The organism is Mesorhizobium sp. f-mel (assembly GCF_053850215.1).
The window spans coordinates 177554-195474 of the sequence record NZ_JBSPTO010000001.1 but is presented as its reverse complement, the minus strand read 5'-3'; the positions used below and the strand labels follow the sequence as shown (position 1 = coordinate 195474).

General features: G+C 63.3%; 14 protein-coding genes. 7 read left to right on the top strand and 7 right to left on the bottom strand.

Annotated elements, in window-relative coordinates; all coding sequences use genetic code 11:
* The first annotated feature begins 28 nt into the window (after positions 1-28).
* From ACWUKX_RS00925 to ACWUKX_RS00905, 5 genes are read left to right on the top strand one after another with little or no spacing between them, the layout of a single operon-like run.
* Entirely contained in the window at positions 29-1570 is a 1542-nt protein-coding gene (locus tag ACWUKX_RS00925) for a sugar ABC transporter ATP-binding protein (protein WP_456003005.1), read from the top strand.
* A complete protein-coding gene (locus ACWUKX_RS00920) occupies positions 1567-2544 on the top strand; it encodes an ABC transporter permease (protein ID WP_456003004.1) in 978 nt (325 codons plus the stop codon). Before ACWUKX_RS00925 ends, ACWUKX_RS00920 begins: the two co-directional genes overlap by 4 nt.
* The gene (locus tag ACWUKX_RS00915; protein WP_456003002.1) at positions 2541-3542 is read left to right on the top strand and encodes an ABC transporter permease; all 1002 of its coding nucleotides are present in this window, start codon (positions 2541-2543) and stop codon (positions 3540-3542) included. Before ACWUKX_RS00920 ends, ACWUKX_RS00915 begins: the two co-directional genes overlap by 4 nt.
* Positions 3542-3859: an L-rhamnose mutarotase gene (rhaM, locus tag ACWUKX_RS00910; RefSeq protein ID WP_456003000.1), complete on the top strand. Its 318-nt coding sequence runs from the start codon at positions 3542-3544 to the stop codon at positions 3857-3859. The genes ACWUKX_RS00915 and rhaM overlap by 1 nt, the downstream gene beginning before the upstream one ends.
* Positions 3856-5226: an FGGY-family carbohydrate kinase gene (locus ACWUKX_RS00905; RefSeq protein ID WP_456002998.1), complete on the top strand. Its 1371-nt coding sequence runs from the start codon at positions 3856-3858 to the stop codon at positions 5224-5226. Before rhaM ends, ACWUKX_RS00905 begins: the two co-directional genes overlap by 4 nt.
* Here ACWUKX_RS00905 and ACWUKX_RS00900 read toward each other — a convergent pair whose 3' ends face one another.
* The 3 genes from ACWUKX_RS00900 to galE all read right to left on the bottom strand — a co-directional run bounded on the left by ACWUKX_RS00900 (position 5227) and on the right by galE (position 9404).
* Positions 5227-7053, bottom strand: coding sequence for an alanine racemase (locus tag ACWUKX_RS00900; protein ID WP_456002996.1), 1827 nt, complete (start codon positions 7051-7053; stop codon positions 5227-5229).
* A gap of 3 nt (positions 7054-7056) precedes the next feature.
* Complete coding sequence (locus ACWUKX_RS00895; protein WP_456002994.1) at positions 7057-8307, bottom strand: D-amino acid dehydrogenase; 1251 nt, start codon at positions 8305-8307, stop codon at positions 7057-7059.
* 101 nt (positions 8308-8408) lie between these two features.
* Entirely contained in the window at positions 8409-9404 is a 996-nt protein-coding gene (galE, locus tag ACWUKX_RS00890) for a UDP-glucose 4-epimerase GalE (protein WP_456002992.1), read from the bottom strand.
* A gap of 281 nt (positions 9405-9685) precedes the next feature.
* Here galE and hemA point away from each other — a divergent pair, with 281 nt between their 5' ends.
* Positions 9686-10963 carry a 5-aminolevulinate synthase gene (gene hemA / locus ACWUKX_RS00885; protein ID WP_456002990.1) on the top strand — a complete coding sequence of 426 codons (1278 nt, stop codon included), beginning with the start codon at positions 9686-9688 and terminating at the stop codon, positions 10961-10963.
* Between the two features lie 34 nt (positions 10964-10997).
* Here the strand turns inward: hemA and ACWUKX_RS00880 are convergent, their stop codons facing one another.
* Both ACWUKX_RS00880 and mscL read right to left on the bottom strand, forming a co-directional pair.
* Entirely contained in the window at positions 10998-12164 is a 1167-nt protein-coding gene (locus ACWUKX_RS00880) for a pyridoxal phosphate-dependent aminotransferase (RefSeq protein WP_456002988.1), read from the bottom strand.
* Between the two features lie 112 nt (positions 12165-12276).
* Positions 12277-12699 carry a large conductance mechanosensitive channel protein MscL gene (gene mscL / locus ACWUKX_RS00875; protein ID WP_456002986.1) on the bottom strand — a complete coding sequence of 141 codons (423 nt, stop codon included), beginning with the start codon at positions 12697-12699 and terminating at the stop codon, positions 12277-12279.
* Between the two features lie 231 nt (positions 12700-12930).
* Here mscL and ACWUKX_RS00870 point away from each other — a divergent pair, with 231 nt between their 5' ends.
* A complete protein-coding gene (locus ACWUKX_RS00870) occupies positions 12931-16419 on the top strand; it encodes a PAS domain-containing hybrid sensor histidine kinase/response regulator (protein ID WP_456002984.1) in 3489 nt (1162 codons plus the stop codon).
* A gap of 130 nt (positions 16420-16549) precedes the next feature.
* On the opposite strand, the gene ACWUKX_RS00865 is transcribed toward ACWUKX_RS00870, so the two are convergent.
* On the bottom strand, positions 16550-17209 hold the full coding sequence (locus ACWUKX_RS00865) for a response regulator transcription factor (RefSeq protein ID WP_456002982.1): 660 nt from the start codon (positions 17207-17209) through the stop codon (positions 16550-16552).
* 126 nt (positions 17210-17335) lie between these two features.
* Complete coding sequence (locus ACWUKX_RS00860) at positions 17336-17773, bottom strand: hypothetical protein (RefSeq protein WP_455838423.1); 438 nt, start codon at positions 17771-17773, stop codon at positions 17336-17338.
* Between the last annotated feature and the right edge of the window lie 148 nt (positions 17774-17921).

The window sequence follows — 17921 nt, the reverse complement described above, 5'->3', positions numbered from 1 at the left end:
CGGACCTGCTGCAGGGCTTGATACGACTATGGACACGACAGCCCAACTCAACCCGACGACCGAGCAGCCTTTGGCTCCGGCTCCGCGGCTGACCCTGTCCGGTATCTCGAAGAGTTTTCCCGGCGTGCGCGCGCTGCATGATGTCAGCCTGTCGCTCTATCCCGGCCAGGTGACCGCGCTGATCGGCGAGAACGGCGCCGGCAAGTCGACGCTGGTCAAAATCATGACCGGCATCTACCAGCCCGATGCGGGCACCATCAGCATCGATGGCCAGGCCGTCACCTTGCCCAGCGCTCATGCCGCCTTCGGGCACGGCATCACCGCCATCCACCAGGAAACCGTGCTGTTCGACGACCTGACGGTGGCCGAGAATATCTTTCTCGGCCATGCGCCGCGGTCGCGCTTCGGCACCATCGACTGGCGCACCATGCGCAAGAATGCCCGTGAAGTATTGAACACCATGGGTGCCGGCCACATTGACGCCGATGCGCGGCTGAAGGACCTCGGTATCGCCAACAAGCACCTCGTGGCAGTCGCCCGCGCCATGTCGATCGACGCCCAGATCGTCATCATGGACGAGCCGACCGCAGCGCTGTCGCTGAAGGAGATCGAGGAGCTCTTTTTGCTCATCGAATTCCTGAAGAGCGAAGGCAAGGCGATCCTGTTCATCAGCCACAAGTTCGACGAGATCTACCGCATTGCCGACCGCTATACGGTGTTCCGCGACGGCGAAATGGTCGGCGAAGGCCTGATCAGGGATGCCGGCCAGAGCCAGATCGTGCGCATGATGGTCGGCCGCGCCGTCGATCACATTTTTCCGCAGCGGACGGCCGAGATCGGCGCGCCAGTGCTCACTGTCTCCGGCCTGTCGCATCCGACCGAGTTCGACGACATCGGCTTCGAGCTGCACAAGGGCGAAATCCTCGGGTTCTACGGCCTTGTGGGCGCCGGCCGCAGCGAGGTGATGCAGGCGATATCAGGCATCACCCGCACCAGCAGCGGCACAATCACGCTGGAAGGCAAGACAATCGTGCCGAAATCGGCAGCGGATTCGATCGACGCCGGCATCGTCTATGTGCCGGAAGAGCGCGGCAAGCAAGGCGTGGTGATCGGCCTGCCGATCTTCCAGAATATCTCGCTCCCCTCACTCAAGCGGACGTCCAAATCAGGCGTGTTGCGGCTGGCCGAGGAGTTCGCACTGGCCCGTTCCTACACCGAGCGGCTCGATTTGCGCGCCTCGTCGCTCAGCCAGGATGTCGGCACGCTGTCGGGCGGCAACCAGCAGAAGATCGTCATCGCCAAATGGCTGGCGACAGCCCCCAAAGTGATCATCCTCGACGAGCCGACCAAGGGCATCGACATCGGCTCCAAGGCCGCCGTGCACGGCTTCATGGCCGAGCTTGTCGCGCAGGGCCTGTCGGTGATCATGGTGTCGTCCGAACTGCCCGAGATCCTCGGCATGTCCGACCGCGTCGTCGTCATGCGCGAGGGCCGCATTGCTTCGGTCTACGACAACAAGGGGCTCGACGCGGAAACGCTGGTCAAGACGGCAGCGGGGATCGCAGCATGAAGGCTCTTCCTAGATATCGCGAAGTCTGGCTTCTCGCCGCCATCATCGTGCTGATCGGGCTGATCTCGATGCGCTTTCCGGGCTTTGCCAATCCGGCCAATCTGCGCCAGGTGTTCAACGACACCTCGATCCTGATGATCCTGGCGCTGGGTCAGATGGTTGTCATTCTGACCCGCTCGATCGACCTGTCGATGGCGTCCAATCTCTGCTTCACCGGCATGGTAGTGGCGATGCTGAACGCCGCGCATCCGGCAATCCCGATCCCGCTGCTGATCGTCATCGCACTGCTAGTCGGACTGGTGCTCGGCGTGATCAACGGCCTGCTGGTATGGCGGCTGAACATCCCGTCAATCGTGGTGACGCTCGGCACGCTGACCATCTACCGCGGCGCCACCTTCGTCATCTCCGGCGGCGCCTGGGTCAATGCCGACCAGATGAGCCCTGAGTTCATCGGCCTGCAGCGCGCGGCCTTTCTCGGCATCCCGGTCCTGTCGTGGATCGCCATATTGGTCATCGCCTTGTTCTTCCTCGTGATGACGCGCACCGCGCTCGGCCGCTCGATCTACGCCATCGGCGTCAATCCGACGGCGTCGGTCTATGCCGGCATCGATGTCGGCCGCACCAAGTTCATCGTCTTCTGCATCTCGGGGATGGCCGCCGGTCTCTGCGGTTATCTCTGGATTTCGCGCTACGTCATCGCCTCGGTCGAGGTCGCCAATGGCTACGAGCTCAACATCATCGCCGCCTGCGTCATCGGCGGCATCTCGATCGCCGGCGGCATCGGCTCGGTCGGCGGCGCAGTGCTCGGTGCGCTGTTCCTCGGCATCATCTCCAATGCGCTGCCGGTCATCAACATCTCGCCCTTCTGGCAGATGGCGATTTCGGGCAGCGCCATCATCCTGGCCGTGGTGCTCAATGCGCGCGGCGAACGCCGGCAAGGCCGCATCATCCTCAAAAAGGCGGAAGCGGCATGACCGACACCCCAGCCCCACGCCACATTCCCAACCGGCTCGACAAGCCGCTCAACGCGGCGATCCTCTCATGGGAGGCGCTGCTGGTCGCGGTGGCAGTCGCCATCTTTGCCGTCAACAGCTTCGCCTCGCCCTATTTCCTCGACGCGTGGTCGCTGTCTGACCTGACCTTCAACTTCACCGAGAAGGCGCTGATCGCGCTTGCCATGGCGCTGCTGATCATTTCCGGCGAGATCGACCTGTCGGTCGCCGCCATCATTGCGCTGGCCTCGACGATGATGGGCATGGCGGTGCAGGCCGGCGCCGGCACGCCGGTGCTGGTGGCGATCGGCATCGTGGTCGGGCTTGGCTGCGGCGCCTTTAACGGGCTGCTCGTCACCAGGCTGGGATTGCCGTCGATCGTCGTTACCATCGGCACGATGAGCCTGTTTCGCGGCATCGCCTTCATCGTCCTCGGCGACCAGGCCTACAAGGGCTATCCCCCGAGCTTCGCCTTCTTCGGCCAAGGCTATGTCTGGTGGGTGGTGTCGTTCGAACTGACGCTGCTCCTCGTCGCGGCGGTCGTCTACTGGTTCCTACTGCACCGGACGAGCTTCGGCCGCCGCGTCTTCGCCATCGGCAACAACCCGGTTGCGGCGCAGTTTTCAGGCGTGCGCGTCGGCCGCATCAAGTTCATCCTGTTCTGCCTGACCGGCTTGATGGCCGGCATCGCCTCGGTGCTGATCACCTCGCGGCTCGGCTCGACCCGACCATCGATCGCGCAAGGCTACGAATTGGAAGTCATCACCATGGTGGTGCTTGGTGGCGTCAGCATCCTGGGCGGCGCCGGCAGCATTCTGGGTGTCGTGCTCGCCGCCTTCATCATGGGGCTGGTGACTTTTGGCTTGGGGCTGCTCAACGTGCCCGGCATCGTCATGTCGATCTTCATCGGCCTGCTACTGATCATCGTCATCGCGCTGCCGATCGTCTGGCGGCGGGTGCGTCGGGAGCGTTTCACCTGATGGCCGAAAAATACGCGTTCAAGATGAAGCTCAATCCGGGCATGAAGGCCGAATACAAAAGGCGCCATGACGACATCTGGCCGTCGCTGGTGGCGCTGTTGAAGCAGGCAGGCGTTTTCGACTATTCGATCCATCTCGACGAAGAGACCAACACCTTGTTCGGCGTGCTGTGGCGGCGTGACGACCACGGCATGGATGAATTGCCGAAGCACTCAGTGATACAGCGCTGGTGGGCTGAAATGGCCGACATCATAGAGACCAAGCCTGATAACGAGCCGGTGGCGGTGCCGCTGGAAACCATGTTCCATATGGAATGACACACCACGTCGCCGTGATCGATATCGGCAAGACCAATGCCAAGGTAGCGCTGGTCGATCTCGCCGACATGCGCGAAGTCGCGCTGCGCCGCATGGCGAATGCGCCCGTTGCCGACGGTCCCTACCCGCACCACGATGTCGAGCTTCTGTGGTCGTTCATCGTCGACAGCCTCGCCGGGATTAATCGCGAACAGCGCATCGACGCGATATCGATCACCACCCATGGCGCGACGGGCGTGCTGGTGGACGCTGCCGGCGAGCTGGCGCTGCCGGTGCTCGACTATGAATTCACCGGGCCCGACGCCCTTGCCCAGGACTATGACGCGATCCGCCCGACCTTTGCCGAGACGGGCACGCCGCGCCTGCCGGTCGGCCTCAATCTCGGCGCGCAGTTTTTCTGGCAGCAGAGGAACTTCCCGGCGGAGTTCGCCGAGGCCGCCGCGATCCTGATGTATCCGCAATACTGGGCTTTTCGCCTCACCGGCGTCGCCGCCAACGAGGTGACCTCGCTCGGCTGCCACACCGATCTCTGGAACCCATGGAAAGCGGATTTTTCGTCACTCGTCGACCGGATGCAATGGCGCGGCCTGATGGCGCCGGTGCGGCCGGCCAAGGACCGCCTTGGCCCAATCTTGCCCGCCCTTGCCAAGGGAACCGGGCTCGATCCGCAGACGGCGGTGTTTTGCGGCTTGCATGATTCCAATGCCTCGCTGCTGCCGCATCTCCTGTCCGACAGACCGCCCTTCTCGGTCGTCTCGACCGGCACCTGGGTGGTGTCGATGGCCGTCGGCGGCAACAAGATCGCGCTCGATCCGGCGCGCGACACGCTGGTCAACGTCAATGCGCTCGGTGATCCGGTGCCATCGGCGCGCTTCATGGGGGGTCGCGAATTTTCACGGCTGACGGAAGGCCAATCGGACGGCTGGACCGAAGAGGATGTCGCCACAGTGCTCGCTGGGAAGACATCCCTGCTGCCTTCGACCCAACAAGGTTCGGGGCCGTTCCCGCATCACACCGCCGCATGGCTCGACGCCGACGGCATCAACAACGGCCAGCGCTTTGCCGCCATCTCTTTCTACCTGGCGCTGATGACCGCGACCTGCCTCGATCTGATCGGTGCCGACGGTCCGATCATCGTCGAGGGCCCGTTCGCCCGCAACCGGCTTTTCACGCAGATGCTGGCTGCAGCGACGGCGCGTGCCGTCATTGCGTCCGAGGCTGCGACCGGGACCAGCATCGGCGCTGCCTTGCTGGCGTCGGACCAAAGAACGGTCCAAGGCAAATGCGAAGGGATGGAACCGCCGGCCGACCCAGCCTGGGCGGATTATGCGCGCTCATGGCGCGCGGCGGTCGACGCGCGGGGCTGATCACAAAATCCGCTTGCCGAAAGCCGACATGACGAAGTTGACGGTGTCTATCGCAATCCGCGGTTCCAAACCTTCTGTCAGGCCGGAAACATCCATCGACAACAGCCCGCCGGACAGCGCGATGGCCTCCATCGCCTGATGCGTTTCGCGCACCGTGATGCCGCCGGAGCCGGCCGCCCAGCCGGCGAATTCGGTCACCTCAGGCGAATAGCTGACATGGAAGCCTTGCGTGCCGGAGGTGGCGATGCGGATCGCCTCGTGCATCAGGTCGCGCATGCCCATGGCGTCGATGTCGGTCATGGTGAAGGCGGAGACGCGCGAATCCTTCAGCACCCGGGCTTCGGCCGGATCGGCATGGCGCAGCCCGACGACGACGACGTTTTCCGGCGACAGTTGCGGCTGCAGCGCGCCGGGCTTGTGATCGAGGCCGAGCGCCCGCGCCAGCACCGAGCGTTCCGGCAGATCGATACCGTCCTCGTCCTCGGGCATCAGCGCAGCGATGGAATCGATCCAGATCAGGCCAAACGAGTGTGTCGCCCGCGCGGTCATCGTCAGCGCCTTGTGGGCGATGCGCCGATCACTCCCGGCGGTGAGTCGGACCAGGCCGGATGGCGGCCGGTCGATATCGGCCAGCTCGACGACATCGAAATTCATCGCCTCCAGCCGGGCGCCGGTCGCTTCCCTGGCGAGGATGCCGGCGGCCGCTGGTTCGGCTGTGATCTGCACCATCTTGCGGCCGGAGAAATCCTCGACATCGTGCATCGGGGCCTTTTCGACATATTCCGAGGTCATCGCCAACAGCATGGCGCCATAGCTCATGCGGAAGGCGACACGGTCGCCGACGGCGGGTGGCGGGTTGGCGTCGGTTACATCGAGGAGCAGATGATCGCTGGAGCCGCCGAGCACCCGCACGCCCTTGGCAATCGGCGTCAAACCTTCGATCAAAACGTCCTCGCGGCCGATATTGGCGATGGCGCGCAACCTGTCGCCCTCGTCGGGAAACACCGGCTGGTTGCCGAAAGCGTCGTAGCCGGATTGGCCGATCGGCCGCGACGGCTTCAGCTTGACCTCGATGATGTCGCTGGTCAGGCGGCAGGCATCGGGTTCCAGTTCGGCCCACGGCGTCTCGCGGAAGCTTTCGACGCCACCCTGCAAAATTGCTTCGCCGACCCGCAGATTGTTGATGCCGGCGGGCAGCCTGCCTTCGAGCAGCAGCGTCAGCGACGATGACGCCCCGCCTGATATCCAGTCGAGCCTTGCGCCGGACAGACGCTCGGCCTTGTAGGCATGGGCGACAAGTTGCCCGAGATTTTCCTCCGTCGGCATGATGGCGCCGAAGCAGCCGAGATTGGTGCCGATGCCGGCGATGCGCACGCCCTTGAGTGCCAGTATCTGCTCGACAGTGGGCACGAGATCGTTCGGCCAGATGCCTTCCCTGAGGTCGCCAAGATCGATCATCAGCATGATGTCGTGGACGCGGCCCATGCGCGCGGCGATACGCGACAGCTCGCGGATGGTGGCGAGTTCGGATTGCAGGCTGATGTCGACGGTGCGGACCACCTCCTCGACGCGCGCCATCGGCGGGCTGCGCAGCAGCATGATCGGCGCATTGATGCCGCTGTCGCGCAGGCGGCGGATGTTTTCGAAGCGCGATTCAGCGATGCCGGCGACGCCGCCACGGAGCATGGCTCGCGCCACCTGCGGCATGCCGCAAGTTCCCTTGGTGACGCCGAAGACCTTGATGCCGGACAGGGCGCAGCGGTCGACGATCGTGCGCGCATTGCGCTCGATGCGGCCAAGGTCGATGGCGACTTGCGGTCCGGACATGATCTAGCCTTTGTAGACCAGCCCTTGCGGGTCGATCTCCGGCCTGCGGCCGGCGACCACATCGGCAAGGAATCTTCCGGAACCGCAGGCCATTGTCCAGCCGACATGGCCGTGGCCGGTGTCGAGGTACAGATTCCTGTAGCGCGCCTGGCCGATGACCGGCACCGAGTTTGGCATCATCGGCCGCAAGCCGGCCCAGAGCTCGGCCTTGTTCTCGTCGAAGGCACCCGGGAACAGATCGTTGCCAGTCCTAAACATGGCGGCGAAATCGCTCGGCTTGTGGGTGCGGTCGAAGCCGGTGAACTCGGCTGTCGAAGCGAGCCGCAGCCGGTTGCCGAGCCTGGAATAGCCGATGAGCTGATCCTCGTCGGCGCCGCCCATGGTCGGCCCCTTGCTCTCGTCCTCCAGTTGCACGGTCGCGGTGTAGCCCTTGACCGGATAGACCGGCAGATCGAGGCCGTAGCGGCGACCGAGCAGGCCGCTTTCAGGTCCCATTGATATGACGACGGCGTCGCCAGCGACCGGACCGGCCGAGGTCATCACCGCGCGCACCCGATCGCCTTCAATGTCGAGGCCTTCGACCGTCGTGCCGTAGAGAAATTGCACGCCGAATTTCTGGGCGGCATAGGCAGCGAGGTTCTGCGTGAATTGGCTGGAGTCGCCGGTCTGGTCGATCGGAGAATAGACGCCGCCGGCGATCTTATCCTTGGCCCCGGCAAGCCCGGGCTCTAGCTCGACCAGCCGGTCGCGGCCGACGATCTCGATCGGCAGACCGTGCTCGGCGAGATAGCGGTAATTGTCGGTGCCGGTATCAAGACTCTGCTGCGAGCGGAAGAAATAGAGAATGCCCTTTTTTCGCTCGTCGTAGTGAATGCCGGTGTCCGCGGAGATGGCATTGATGCAGTCGCGCGAATAAAACGCCAGGCGCAGCTTGATATCGGTGTTGGCGCGCAGGCGCGCTCGCGTGCACTGGCGCAGGAAGCGCAGGCTCCAGGCGAAGAAATAGGGATCGAAGCGCAGCCGCACCTTGATGCCGAGATCGTGGTTGTAAAGCGCGCGCAGGAACGTCTTCAGCGCAGCGGGCGAGGCCCAGGCGGTGGCGTCGCCCGGCGACACCAGCCCGGCATTCGATTGGCTGGTGCCGCGCGCCGCCATCGGATGGCGCTCGATGACGGTCACCTCGTGGCCGTCGCTCGCCAGATAATAGGCGGCCGCCGTGCCGACCACACCGGCTCCGAGCACCAATATTCTCATGCCGCCCCCCAATGTCACACGCGGCCAAATGCGCCTACGCTGCGCCGCGCAGCTCCTTCAATAGCGCTTCTGCGTGGAGCTTTCGAGCTAAGAACTTGGTCTCAGCCCCGCGACGAATTCTTGCCGGTCAGAATGCGCTCCCAGGCCAGCGCGTCGGCGACGATCAGGTCGAGGTCGTCGCGCTGCGGCGTCCAGCCGAGTTCGCGGCGCGCCAGCTCCGAATTAGCGACTACCGCTGCGGCGTCGCCCGGACGGCGCTCGCCCATCCGCACCTTGAAATCATGACCAAAGACGCGCCGCACGCTGTCGATCACCTCGAGCACCGAATAGCCGTGGCTGTAGCCGCAATTGGCGACGAGACTTGTCCCGCCGGCGCGCAGGCGTTCCAGCGCCAGCCGATGCGCCACCGCCAGATCGCTGACATGGATATAGTCGCGCATGCAGGTGCCGTCTGGCGTCGGATAGTCGGTGCCGAACACCTGCATAAGGGGTCGCTTGCCGAGCGCCGTCTCGCAGGCGACCTTGATCAGATGCGTGGCGCCAGGCGTCGACTGGCCGGTGCGGCCCTTCGGGTCGGCGCCGGCGACGTTGAAGTAGCGCAGCGCCGTATAGCGCAAACCATAGGCAATTGCAGCGTCGCGCAGCATCCATTCGCTCATCAGCTTGGACAGGCCGTAGGGCGATTCCGGTGCAAGGCGGGCATCTTCACCCACCGGCTCCAGCCCGGCACCGCCATAGACGGCGGCGGTCGAGGAGAAGATGAAATTGGGCACGCCTTCGCGCACTGCGGTCTCGATCAGCGTGCGCGTCTTGCAGGTGTTGTTCTCGTAATAACCGAGCGGGTCGGCAACCGATTCGGGAACCACGATGGAGCCGGCAAAATGGATGATCGCATCGATATGATTGTCTCGGATGATCGAACCGACCAATTCCTTGTCGGCGACATCGCCGACGACGAGCTTTGCCTCGGGGGCCACGGCCCACTCGAACCCGGTCGAAAGCCGGTCGAGGACAACGACGCTGTCGCCCGCGTCCAGCAGCTCCCAGACCATATGGCTGCCGATATAGCCGGCACCGCCTGTCACCAAAACCGTCATCCGTGTCCTCGCTGCTCAAGATTTATCGGAAACTGTCTCAACACCCGCCTTACTGAAAAGCCTGCCGCTAGGCCATTAGTCCATGCCCATCAGTGTCTGCGGTAACCAGTCTCGTCGGCGCATGGCATCGTCCTGAAACAAAATTGATCCACATCAAGGGAATAGGCCATGATCCATGGTCGTTAGGAACAGGCTTTGGGCGTGGCATTTTGACCAAAAAGGCCAAGTAGACGTCGAATAGGGCAATGATTATGATCCCACGCAAAAATTGGGAAGCCGAAATGAACTATCAGCGGTTCTTCGAAGACGCGATCGACCAGCTCCATGCAGAGCGTCGCTACCGCATCTTCGCCGACCTCGAGCGCATTGTTGGGAAATTCCCGCGCGCCATCTGGCGTGCCAACGGCCGTGCCCAGGAAATCACCGTCTGGTGCTCCAACGACTATCTCGGCATGGGCCAGCACCCAGACGTCATCGCCGCGATGCAGAACGCCGCCGGCAAGATGGGATCTGGTGCCGGTGGCACCCGCAACATCTCCGGCACCAGCAATCCGCTCGTCGAGCTCGAACTGGAACTGGCCGACCTGCACGACAAGGAAGCCGCACTCGTCTTCACCTCCGGCTTCGTCTCCAACGAAGCCTCGATTTCGACCATTGCGCGGCTTCTGCCCAACTGCCTCATCGTTTCGGACGAGTTGAACCACGCCTCGATGATCGAGGGCGTGCGGCGTTCGGGCGCCGAGAAGAAGATCTTTCGTCACAACGACGTTGCGCATCTTGAAAGCCTGCTGCAGGCGGCGGGCCGCGAACGCGCCAAGCTGATCGTCTTCGAGAGCGTCTATTCGATGGATGGTGACATCGCGCCGATCAAGCAGATCGTCGATCTTGCCGAGCGCTACAACGCCATGACCTATATCGACGAGGTCCATGCCGTCGGGATGTACGGACCGCGCGGCGGCGGCATCACCGAGCGCGAAGGGCTGGCAGACCGTATCGACATCATCGAAGGCACGCTGGCCAAGGCGTTCGGCACGCTCGGCGGCTATATCACCGGCACAAATGCGGTGATCGATGCCGTGCGCTCCTATGCGCCGGGCTTCATTTTCACCACTGCGCTGCCGCCGGCCATCGCCGCTGCGGCAACCACGTCGATCCGTCATCTGAAGCGCTCGCAGTCCGAACGCGACGCGCAGCAGCGCCAGGCGACGCGAACCAAGCAGGTTCTTACCGCCGCCGGCCTGCCGGTGATGGACTCCGCTACCCACATCGTGCCGCTGCTCGTCGGCGATCCCGAGCTCTGCAAGATGGCCAGCGACCGCCTGCTCGGCGTCCACGGCATCTACATCCAGCCGATCAACTACCCGACCGTGCCGCGCGGCACCGAACGGCTGCGCATTACGCCGACGCCGTTCCATTCGGATCACCTGATCGCGGAACTTCAGGATGCGCTGGTTGAGACTTGGGATGCTTTGGGTATCTCTTACGGCTCTGCGGGCCGGCCTTCGGTGAGGGAAAGCGACCGCGTCATTCCGTTGCTGGTGCCGAAGTCCGGCGGCTGATCCCCCGAGCTTCAACTCGGGGATCGAAGGCAACTCACATACTCGTCATCCACTTCGCCAGCCGGTGCGCCGCTTCCTCGAGCTGGTCGAGGCGGCGGTGGAAGCACAGCCTGAGGAAGGCCTCGCCGCCGGGGCCGAAGGCGGTTCCGGGTGCCAGACCGACATTGGCGCGGTCGACGATGTCGAAGGCGGCGGCGCGTGAATCGGTGATGCCGTCGACCGCGAAGAACAGATAGTACGCGCCCTGCGGCACGGTGAAGCGTGCCCTGCCGGTCGCAGCCAGGATGCCGCAGACCAGGTCGCGCGCAGCCCTTGCCCGCTCCACCTGCTCAGCGATGAAGGCATCGCCTTCGTCGAGCGCGACGACCGCGCCGCGCTGCATGAACTGGGCAACACCTGAGGTCGAATACTGGACCAGGTTCTCGAACACCTGCTGCAGCGAAGGATGGGTCTTGATCCAGCCGACGCGCCAGCCGGTCATCGCCCAGTTCTTGGAAAAACTGTTGACGAACAGAATGCGATCTTCGTCGGCCATGATGTCGATGAAGGACGGCGCACGACTGTCGCCGTAGTGGAAAAGCGAATAGATCTCGTCGGCGATGATCCACAGGCCCTTTTCGCGGGCGAGGTCGAGGATCGCTTGCAGCGTCTCCCTGTCGGCGGTCCAGCCGGTCGGATTGGACGGTGTGTTGACGAACAGCGCCTTTGTCCTTGGCGTGATCGCCGCCTCAATCTTGCCGACGTCGCAGGACCAGCCATTGCCGGACAGGTCGAGCGTGACAGCGACCGGGACGGCGCCCGCCACGCCGGCGGCTGCGGCGAAATTCGGCCAGGCCGGCGATAGATAGACGAGTTCGTCCCCCTTCCCGGCGACGGCGTCGAGCGCCAGCTGGATGGCGTGCATGCCCGAGCCGGTGACGATGAATTCTTCCTCGGCAAAGCTCTTGCCGAAATGCCTGACGTAATAGCGGGCGAGCGCCTGCCTCAGCTCGGGGATGCCTTTCTGCCAGGTATAGAAGGTCTCGCCGCCGGCCAGTGCCCGGGCAGCGGCATCGGTGATGAAGGCGGGCGTCGGCAGGTCGCCCTCGCCGGCCCAGAGCGGGATCATGCCGTCGCGGTCGCGGCCGCGGTTCATGACGGCGACAATGCCGCTTTCCGGCGCAGCCCGAGCCTCGGCGCGCAAATCCTCGATGAGGGTCATGGATGGATCCGTTTTCCGTCTTCTGGACAGCTAGCGTGTTTTACGACAGACGAAAATAGAGAACCCCGGCCGAAACCGACCGGGGTTTTGGTCCAGGGAATCTGTCTTCGGATTATTTCCTGGCGAGGAGATCGCGAATTTCGGTGAGCAGCGCAACATCGGCCGGCGGCGGAGCGGCAGGCGCAGCTGGCTTCTCACGCTCCAGCCGCTTGCGTAGATTGTTCACGGCCTTGATCATCAGGAAGATAATGAAGGCGAGGATGATGAAATTCAGCGCGACGGTGATGAAACTGCCATAGGCGAAGACTGCGCCCTGTTTCTTGGCGTCCGCCAGCGATGCGGCGTTGACGGCTGAGGACAAGGGCAGGAAATAATTGTTGAAGTCGAGTCCGCCGAAAATCGCCCCGATTATCGGCATGATGATGTCGTTGACCAGTGAATCGACGATCTTGCTGAAGGCAGCGCCGATGATGACGGCGACGGCCAAGTCCATGACATTACCCCGGGAAATGAATTCCTGGAATTCTTTCAGCATTCGACCCTCCTTGTTCTGACGGGCCAGGCCGCCGCCCTCGCCCGCTCGTTGGCTCCACCGGCACAATAGCAAAAACCTGCGGTTGCAGCATGAACAAAAGACCGTTTCCGCCGGCCAAAATTCCCGAAGCCGCGCCATCCTGCGCCGAAAGCCGCGATGGACTTGATCGCCAAGCTGTGATTGCGTCTCAGCAGGCCGGATGCAAAATCGGCCAGGGAGGATTATCGGGCCGTGCAGGGCTGGTTCATCGTCATCATCGCGATCGCCTATGTGACGTTGCTGTTCGTCATCGCCAGCCTCGGCGACCGGCGCTCAACGACATCCGGGCCTGACCGGGCCCGGCCCTTCATCTATGCGCTCAGCCTGGCGATCTACTGCACCTCCTGGACGTTCTTCGGTTCGGTCGGCCTTTCCTCCGAGCGCGGCCTTGAATTCCTCGGCATCTATATCGGCCCGGTGCTGGTGTTCGTGTTCGGCTTTCCGCTGCTTCGGCGCATCGTCAGGCTGGCCAAGACAGAGAAGATCACTTCGATTGCCGACTTCCTCGGCGCCCGCTACGGCAAGAGTTTTGCCGTAGCAGCGATTGCCACGCTGATCGCGACGATCGGCGCGGTGCCTTATATGGCGCTGCAGTTGAAGGCGATTTCCGGCTCGGTCAGCCTGATGGTCGAGCATTACACCGGCTCGCCACCTTCCTTCGATCCCTTCGTCAGCGACATCTCGCTGGTCGTCGCCATGCTGCTTGCGCTGTTTGCGGTTCTGTTCGGCACGCGCCATGCCGACGCCACCGAACATCAGGATGGGCTGGTGTTGGCAGTAGCGGTCGAAACCGTGGTCAAGCTCGCCGCCTTCCTGGCGATCGGCCTGATGGTGACCTTCCTGATCTTCGGCGGCCCAGGCGATATGGTCGACAAGCTCGCGCAGAATACGCAAGTGCGGCAGGCGATGGGCTACAGCACGTCGCTCGCCACCTGGCTGGTGCTGACATGTTTGAGTGGTTTCGCCATCATCATGCTGCCGCGACAGTTCTACGTCACCATCGTCGAGAACCGCAGCGAGGCCGAGCTGCGCACCGCGACATGGGTGTTTCCGCTCTATCTGGTGGCGATCAACCTTTTCGTGCTGCCGATTGCGCTCGCCGGCCTGGCGCTGGTCGGCACCAGGACCAGCAGCGACCTCTATGTCCTGTCGCTGCCGCTGCTCAGCGGTCACGATGTGTTGGCCATGGCGGCGTTCATCGGCGGCCTGTCGGCGGCGACCGCGATGGTGATCGTCGAAAGCGTCGCGCTGTCGATCATGATCTCCAACGACCTCGTCATCCCGCTGTTTGTGCGTCGCCTGCTCAAAACCACGACGTCCGAGAACGAGGACTGGTCAGCGCTCATCCTCAACGTGCGACGTGCGGCGATCTTCATCATGCTGTTCATCGCCTTCCTCTACTATCGCGAGAGCACCGACAGCGCGCGGCTCTCCTCTATCGGCCTGATGTCCTTCGCCGCGATCGCGCAGTTCGCGCCGGCGTTGATCGGCGGACTGATCTGGCGGGGCGCCAATGGGAGGGGGGCGGCACTCGGCATGGTCGCCGGCATCGTCGTGTGGAGCTATACGCTGCTGCTTCCTTCGCTCGCCGCGTCCGATACCGGCATCGTCGTCCACGGCCTGTTCGGTTTCGAAGCGCTGCGGCCGCAAGCGCTGTTCGGCACCGTCGCCGAGCCGCTGAACCACGGTGTCCTGTGGAGCCTGTCGGTCAACACGCTGTTCTTCGTGTTCGGCTCGCTGTCGCGCGCGTCGGTGCCGCTGGAGCGCATCCAGGCATCGATTTTCGTGCCGCGCGAGGCGAGCCCGATGCCGAGCCTGCGCCGCTTCCGCACCACCGTTACCGTCAACGACCTGAAGGACACCATCGCGCGCTACCTCGGCGTCGAACGCACCGAACGGTCCTTTCAGTCGTTCGAAAAGAGCAACGGCGCTTCGCTGCACGGCAACGAGCAGGCCAGCATGGACGTCATCCGCTTCTCCGAGCAGCTTCTGGCAAGTGCCGTCGGTTCCTCCTCGGCGCGGCTGATTCTGTCGCTGCTGCTGCGCCGCAACGACCGCGAATCCAAGGACGCCTTCCGCCTGCTCGACGACGCCACCGAGGCGCTGCAGCACAACCGCGACCTGCTGCAGATCGCGCTCGACCAGATGGAACAGGGGATCACCGTCTTCGACAGGGATTTCAGGCTGATCTGCTGGAACCGCCAATATCGGGCGCTGTTCGACCTGCCCGACGAAATGGGCCAGGTCGGCGTCTCGCTCGATCGCATCCTGCGCCACCTTGCCGAGCGTGGCGACATTCCGGCAGACCAGCGGATAACAATGCTCAACCGTCTCACCAGTTTCGTCAGCCCGTGGCAGATGGAGCTGAAGACCAGCGGCCGGATCCTGGAATTGCGCTCCAACCCGATGCCGGACGGCGGCATCGTCGCCACCTATGCCGACATCTCCGGACGCGTCGAGCAGGATCTGGCGCTGAAGCGCGCCAATGAAACGCTCGAACAGCGCGTCAAGAACCGCACCGTCGAACTGACCCGCGTGAACGAGGAGCTGGCCCAGGCGCAGATGCTGGCGGAGGAGGCCAATCTCGGCAAGACGCGCTTCCTCGCGGCCGCCGGCCATGACATCCTGCAACCGCTGAACGCTGCTCGTCTTTATTGCTCGTCGCTGATCGAAAAGGCCGGCAAGGGACCTGCGGGCAAGGCTGCGATCAACATCGAATCCTCGCTGGAATCGGTCGAGACTATTCTCGGTGCGGTGCTCGACATTTCTCGTCTCGACGCTGGTGCGATGAAACCGGACGATACGGCCTTCAGCCTGGACGGACTGCTGCGCCAGATCGGCAACGACTTCCAGCCGCTTGCCGCCGAGAAGAAGCTCAGCCTGACGATCATGCCATCGTCGCTCAGCGTGACGACTGACCGCAATCTGTTGCGCCGCCTGATCCAAAATCTCGTATCCAATGCCATCAAATACACCCGCCATGGCCGCATCCTGGTCGGTGTGCGGCGTCGCGGAGAACTGGCCGAGATCCAGGTGATCGATACCGGCATCGGCATTGCCGCCGACAAGCTGAACACGGTCTTTCACGAATTCACCCGGCTCGACGAGGGTGCTCGCGAAGCTGACGGCCTCGGGCTCGGCCTTTCCATCGTCGACCGCATCGCTCGCGTCTTGCGCCTCGAACTCCGGATCTTTTCAAGCCCGGGCAAGGGCACGCGCTTTTCCGTCATCCTGCCGGTCGCGGCAGTGCAGCAGCCGCGGCGCGAGGTCGAGGCGAAGGCGCCGGTCCGCACTGCTGCTTCGCTTGCCGGGCTCCGAGTGCTCTGTATCGACAACGACGCCCGCATCCTCGACGGCATGCGGCTGCTGCTCGAAGGCTGGGGCTGCAGCGTCGACACGTTTGCCGGCTCGGGGGATCTCGAGGGGTCCGTCATGCATCGCCCCGACATCGTGCTTGCCGACTACCATCTCGACGGCGAGACCGGCCTTGAGGCGATCGTCAAACTGCGTGCGATCCACGGCCAGGACATGCCGGCCGTGCTGGTCACCGCCGACCGCTCGAGCGAGGTGCGCGCCACCGCCGGCAGGCTCGACGTGCCGGTGATCAATAAGCCGCTCAAACCAGCGGTGCTGCGCTCGATGATGGCGAGGGTCAGGCCGCTGGCGTCCGCGGCCGAGTAACGGTCATAATCTTTCTGTTGACCAGGATGCTAGAGCGGGATGCGTTCAATTGAACGGGCACCCCGCTCTATCTATTTGTTTTAGCCGCTGCAACGCCAAGTGATTCCACTTGGCTGCAAAATGCTCTAGCTCAGCTGGCTGCCTGCAGCGGGTCGCTGCCGATCTTGGAGAGCAGGATCACCGCCTGGGTGCGGCTGTCGACGCCAAGCTTCTGCAAAATGGCCGAGACATGCGCCTTGATCGTCGCTTCGGAGACACCGAGTTCGTAGGCGATCTGCTTGTTGAGCAGCCCTTCGCCCAGCATGCCGAGCACGCGCGTCTGCTGCGGCGTCAGCGTCTGCAGCCGCTTGATCAGATCGGATATCTCGGGATCGCGCTCGACGCCGAGATCGATGCCCGTGGGCGCGGCGATGTCGCCGGCGAGCACCGACTGCACGGCGCTGCGGATTTCCTCCATGCTGGCCGATTTGGAGATGAAACCCGAAGCGCCGAGATCAAGCGCGCGCCGGATGGTCACCGGATCGTCATGCGCCGACACCACCATCAGCGGCACCGTCGGGTGGATGCCGCGCAGCGAGATCAGACCGGAAAGGCCGCTCGCGCCCGGCATGGACAGGTCGAGCAGCACCAGATCGACGTCCTCATTGGCCACGACCAGCGCCTTGGCGCTTTCGAAATCGCCGGCCTCGTGAATCCCGGCGACATTGCCGATGCCGGCAAGCGCCTCTCTCAGCGCGCCGCGAAAAAGCGGATGATCGTCAGCGATGACGAAAGTGTAGCCTGACGGCACATGGCCCTCCCCGAATCCCCTTGATGATTGTCTGCTTCTTACGGGATCAGTCGAACGATTATGCGGCGATACCAGCCGTTTTCAAGCGGCAAGCCTATGCGCCGGGTTCCCCCGGGTGAATGGTGCTCAGGTTTTTTGTGAATTGGGCTTGGCGCCATCCTCGCCGCTGTCCTTTTCCATGTCCTTGACGATACCCATGAAGCTGCGCAGGAAGCGCTCCATGTAGCTCATCGTCTTGTTGAAATCCTCCTCGCTGGGCAATGTCGACTCAAAGCGGGCGGCAAGCGAGTTCTCGAGCTTGACGACGCGCTGGTCGAGCGCCTTCACCGAATTCTGCAGCCGGTCGATCTCGTCCTGGAAGGCGGCGCGTTCATCGGCCGCCATCTTGCAGATGAGCTGGCCGGAACGCTCCTCGCAGATCGACATCGCACCGGTCTGCGTGTCCATGCGGACATAGCCGGTGGCCGACTTTTCCAGCCGGTAGCGGTCGGCTTCCTCAGAAAAGGCCGATGCCGCGACGAGCGAGACGAGCGCTGCGGGAATCAAGACGTGCTGCGGACGCATATTGTCCTCCATGGGCCAGTAAGCGCAATTTATCGCATGTTTGCGCCGGAAATGGGGAAGAATCCTAGCCTTTGCCTTAACGCAGATTCTTGTCGGAAAAACTGTGTGGCACTTTTCCGGAACCTGCTTGCCTCTTCCCCGTATGGTT

Excerpts from the sequence above, each read along its gene's own strand:
- ACWUKX_RS00900 (WP_456002996.1), bottom strand. The coding sequence starts at position 7,053 with ATGTCCGGACCGCAAGTCGCCATCGACCTTGGCCGCATCGAGCGCAAT.
- rhaM (WP_456003000.1), top strand. The coding sequence starts at position 3,542 with ATGGCCGAAAAATACGCGTTCAAGATGAAGCTCAATCCGGGCATGAAG.
- galE (WP_456002992.1), bottom strand. The coding sequence starts at position 9,404 with ATGACGGTTTTGGTGACAGGCGGTGCCGGCTATATCGGCAGCCATATG.
- ACWUKX_RS00925 (WP_456003005.1), top strand. The coding sequence starts at position 29 with ATGGACACGACAGCCCAACTCAACCCGACGACCGAGCAGCCTTTGGCT.
- ACWUKX_RS00880 (WP_456002988.1), bottom strand. The coding sequence starts at position 12,164 with ATGACCCTCATCGAGGATTTGCGCGCCGAGGCTCGGGCTGCGCCGGAA.
- hemA (WP_456002990.1), top strand. The coding sequence starts at position 9,686 with ATGAACTATCAGCGGTTCTTCGAAGACGCGATCGACCAGCTCCATGCA.
- ACWUKX_RS00920 (WP_456003004.1), top strand. The coding sequence starts at position 1,567 with ATGAAGGCTCTTCCTAGATATCGCGAAGTCTGGCTTCTCGCCGCCATC.
- ACWUKX_RS00860 (WP_455838423.1), bottom strand. The coding sequence starts at position 17,773 with ATGCGTCCGCAGCACGTCTTGATTCCCGCAGCGCTCGTCTCGCTCGTC.
- mscL (WP_456002986.1), bottom strand. The coding sequence starts at position 12,699 with ATGCTGAAAGAATTCCAGGAATTCATTTCCCGGGGTAATGTCATGGAC.
- ACWUKX_RS00905 (WP_456002998.1), top strand. The coding sequence starts at position 3,856 with ATGACACACCACGTCGCCGTGATCGATATCGGCAAGACCAATGCCAAG.
- ACWUKX_RS00915 (WP_456003002.1), top strand. The coding sequence starts at position 2,541 with ATGACCGACACCCCAGCCCCACGCCACATTCCCAACCGGCTCGACAAG.
- ACWUKX_RS00895 (WP_456002994.1), bottom strand. The coding sequence starts at position 8,307 with ATGAGAATATTGGTGCTCGGAGCCGGTGTGGTCGGCACGGCGGCCGCC.